The organism is Candidatus Zixiibacteriota bacterium (assembly GCA_018820315.1).
In the GTDB taxonomy this organism is placed as follows: Bacteria; Zixibacteria; MSB-5A5; order JAABVY01; family JAHJOQ01; genus JAHJOQ01.
In genome coordinates, this window is record JAHJOQ010000093.1 from 1 (window position 1) to 3,728 (window position 3,728).

At 51.7% G+C, this 3,728-nt stretch carries 5 protein-coding genes; 1 reads left to right on the forward strand and 4 read right to left on the reverse strand.

What is annotated here, in order from left to right; genetic code table 11:
• The 3 genes from KKH67_09020 to KKH67_09030 all read right to left on the reverse strand — a co-directional run.
• The coding region (locus tag KKH67_09020) for a hypothetical protein (protein MBU1319321.1) at nucleotides 1-237 on the reverse strand (237 nt) is incomplete at its 3' end.
• A gap of 270 nt (nucleotides 238-507) precedes the next feature.
• A complete protein-coding gene (locus tag KKH67_09025) occupies nucleotides 508-897 on the reverse strand; it encodes a prepilin-type N-terminal cleavage/methylation domain-containing protein (GenBank protein MBU1319322.1) in 390 nt (129 codons plus the stop codon).
• Nucleotides 898-1,338: 441 nt separating this feature from the next.
• Nucleotides 1,339-1,893, reverse strand: coding sequence for a CDP-alcohol phosphatidyltransferase family protein (locus tag KKH67_09030; protein ID MBU1319323.1), 555 nt, complete (start codon nucleotides 1,891-1,893; stop codon nucleotides 1,339-1,341).
• Between the two features lie 201 nt (nucleotides 1,894-2,094).
• Between KKH67_09030 and KKH67_09035 the strand changes: the two genes are divergently transcribed.
• Complete coding sequence (locus KKH67_09035) at nucleotides 2,095-3,144, forward strand: IS110 family transposase (protein MBU1319324.1); 1,050 nt, start codon at nucleotides 2,095-2,097, stop codon at nucleotides 3,142-3,144.
• Nucleotides 3,145-3,473: 329 nt separating this feature from the next.
• Here the strand turns inward: KKH67_09035 and KKH67_09040 are convergent.
• A partial coding sequence (locus tag KKH67_09040) for a dockerin type I repeat-containing protein (GenBank protein ID MBU1319325.1) occupies nucleotides 3,474-3,728 on the reverse strand: 255 nt, incomplete at its 5' end.

A 3,728-nucleotide genomic window follows, 5' to 3' on the forward strand; every position in this document is an offset into this window, starting at 1 on the left:
CAAGAGAATCCCCAGAGAGCCAAGGAAATTGAAGCTCCACTCGAGTATCTGTGTCAGCAATCCAAACTCGTGCAAATCGTCTGACCTCCTGTTGCCAATGTAAAAGGGTAGCCAGTCTCCGCTCTGGAAACGCGGTCCCCTCATGTATGCCGCACTCAACCCCTGTTTCTTACCATGCTCTGCGTCGAAGCATTCTTGATCTGGTTGAATGGTATGCAACGCGAGGTGCAATGTCAATGCTAATCCAGCTCCGTAGGTCAGGATCCCTGCGATCCTGACTATTCCATTACTCAGCGCAACGAAGAAATAGGCAGGATCACTCCGTCACGCTGCGCGTGACTTCGGATCGCTGCCCTACGAGTCGGAGCAGACCGGGAGGTCTGCCACCCACAGAATGGTCCCACCCGGAGGGCGGGGCACCCATCAAACAAAAGCGGCCGACTTTGGAAGTCTGCCGCTTAAGGATTCGATTAATGCTCTGAATGAGTCGGTGTTGGATTCACCTAACTAATTCAGCACGTCGTTCGACGCGCACACGATCACACCGGTGCCGTCGACCGTCCATGTGTCGGGAGTTGGATCGTCATCGATACCGGGATCGGCAGCGTTTGCTGTCGCAAGGAAATTTGTGCCATTGACTACGATGGTGTAGCTATACCATGCACTCCCCATTACCTCAACACCGAGCGCTGCAATGTCATTCGTGTACGTGCCGTGCTCCTGATAGTAACTGCGCTCCATCGTGTAAATCTGTTTCAGCAGACCCTTCGCTTCGGCCTGCTTGACTTTGGCCGATGTCGACATGAATCTCGGGATAGCGATTGCAGCGAGGATGCCGATGATGACGACGACTATCATGAGTTCGATGAGAGTGAAGCCTTTGGACTTTCTCAACATGACTCGTCTCCTTTCGAAAACGGTGAGTATTGCAAAAATGTCAGTACTTACTCAGCAGTTGGACGACCTACAACGTTGCAAGTGGAATGCCGAATACGATGTCAATTATCAATAGTAAAATGCGCAATGACTTAGAAGCGATCGACTGATTGATGCTGAGAATCGCTATGTGTGTTTGCGGTGACTGTTTGTGCATCGGATTGCAGGTGTTCGAAAACGACAGCTTAGATTGTTCAGGGATTGAACATAGTCTTCTGCTGTCGAAAGTGCGTCCGAGATGCTGACCGAGAGGTGCATCGTATACCGCGATCAGAGATCGCGGCCACACATTCTCGTCAGGAAAGGATTCCTGACGGCGTTGTACAGATCGCGGCAAGGCATTCCGTCAGGAAGGGATTCCTGATGGCGCTGTATAGAACGGGCAGTACGGAATAGTCAGGATCACAGGGATCCTGACCTACGCAGGTGGGAGTTGAACTGTCTTAAATAGCTTACGGCAGAGGCTATCAGCAGGATGACTGCGATTGCGAGTATCGGTGTCTTGAGAACAGAGAAATCAATGATATAAATTGCGATCGCGAGTCCCCATGACAAAGCTGCGAATTTGCCGATCATGTTCGAGGGCAATATGAAAGCTGTCTTGCGAATTGCCATCAGTGAAAACAATAGCACCGAGATATCCCGCGCGACGATCAACAGAACTCCCCAGAGTGGGAAGTCTGCATACAGATAGAGCGTCGCAACAAGAATGCCGGTGCATATTTTGTCAGCGAGCGGATCGAGGATTCTGCCAAGATCTGATGCCATGTTGAATCTGCGAGCGATGACGCCGTCGAGGATGTCTGACAATATTCCGACAAGCACCAGAATCAACGCCCAGATGCGGAGTTCGGGCCGCTGAGTGGAGATCAAGTATGCGGGAATGAATATCAACACAATCCGCGATAGTGACATCAGATTGGGAAGAAGTGTCAGATCTTTTGCGCGCACTTGCATGGCGAGATATTAGTCTTTTTCAGTCGCAGAGTCAAACCAATTCAGATGCGCAGAGGCACAGCCTCTGCTCGCACATGTTATGACTGCCGAGATCGCCACGTCGCTTCGCTCCTCGCGATGATATTATGAGCGCGCGCCTCCCAGGTATAAGCTATCTTAGATTATGCCTTGGAAAAACAGCAAATGAAGGAGGCGCACAGGATGAATATAGCATTTGACAGTCACAAACGCTACACACTTTGCTCGGTGGCGGATGATCGGGGTCTGGTGCTTGAAGAGGAGCGGATTGAACATGTTCGAGGGGCAATCGTTTCATATCTGTCTCGGTTTCCATCGGGAGAGTCTGTAGCGGTGGAGACAATCGGGAACTGGTACTGGATAGTTGATGAAATCGAAGCTGCCGGATTGAAGCCATTGTTGGTGCATGCGCGAAAGGCGAAATTGATGATGGGCTGCATTAACAAGACAGATCAGCTGGATGTACGCGGTTTGAACCGGTTGCAGCAGACGGGTGCATTGCCGACGGTGTGGATACCATCAGGCGAGCTTCGAGACTGGCGCGATTTGCCCCGGACTCGTATGTATTTTGGAGCGATTCGCACGAGATTGAAGAATCGTCTACATGCCAGTCTGGCCAAATACGCTCAAACAGTGCAGGGCGTGAGCGATATATTTGGTCCACGGTCACGGGAAGCATTGCTTGTCCACCTGGACTACTTGCCTGAACAGACGAGGTTCACAACTCTGGAGCAGTTGGCGTACATTGACCGGTTAACCGAGAGTATCAAAGGTATCGATGCACGGATGGATGACATCTTCACGGAGACGCAGGATGTCAGTTTGGTGCGGACTGCGCCAGGGATCGGTTTCGTACTGGGGATCGTGATTGCTCTGGAAGTTGGTGATGTTACACGGTTCGCTTCCCCTGGGCGACTTGCATCATATTCCGGAACAGTCCCGCGAGTTCGCGCCTCTGGTGGTCGAATAAGCTATGGACGACTGCGTCCGGATGTCAATAGATATCTGAAATGGGCATATTCGGAGGCAGCCAATTCGATCTGTATAAACCGACATCTATGGCCTGATCGACATGTCGCTCAACTGTATACGCGACTGAGGGAGAAGAAAGGGCACGGGACAGCAATCGGAGCAGTGGCCAGACACCTGGCCGAGGCAACTTACTGGATGTTAAAGAAGAAAGAACCGTATAGGGATCCAAATGTGAAGCATGCTGCGTCAACGAGGGTATAAGCGCGTATACGTCATGAGTCCACCGAGACTCGAGCAATGATTGCGACATACCCTCGGAATAAAACCATGCCGCTATGACGGCGAAGAGATGACTCCGGCGTCCATGCCGAACAGAGGACAAATACGTCGAATAATAGCCCTTGACAACGCGCTCTCAGAGATGACGAGTTCCAAGTTGCGCTGCCGGGAGCCCGTTTCGTTCTCGTACTTCTTCACAGTTCTGTCAGGAAAGGATTCCCGACGGTGCGAGAGTGATGAACTGAAATTGCCACGCTCCGCTCGCAAGGCGGGTTTGAAAAGATGCGTCTCTCAGGAAACGGGCAAAACGATCAGTTGCAGGGGGGAGGCCCGCCAGTGAAGATGTACGCTATGATATACACCACATCGTCAATGTCGACGAAACCGCTGCAGTCTGTATCAGCTACGATAACCTCTGGCACTGGCTCCGGTCCACCAGTGAAGATGTACGCGATTGTGTAGACTACGTCATCGATGTCAATGAAACCGGACCCGTTGGCATCACCCGGCACCCACGGAGATGCGCACTTTAATTCGATCCATGCGGTGCCTTGACCGACATGGCC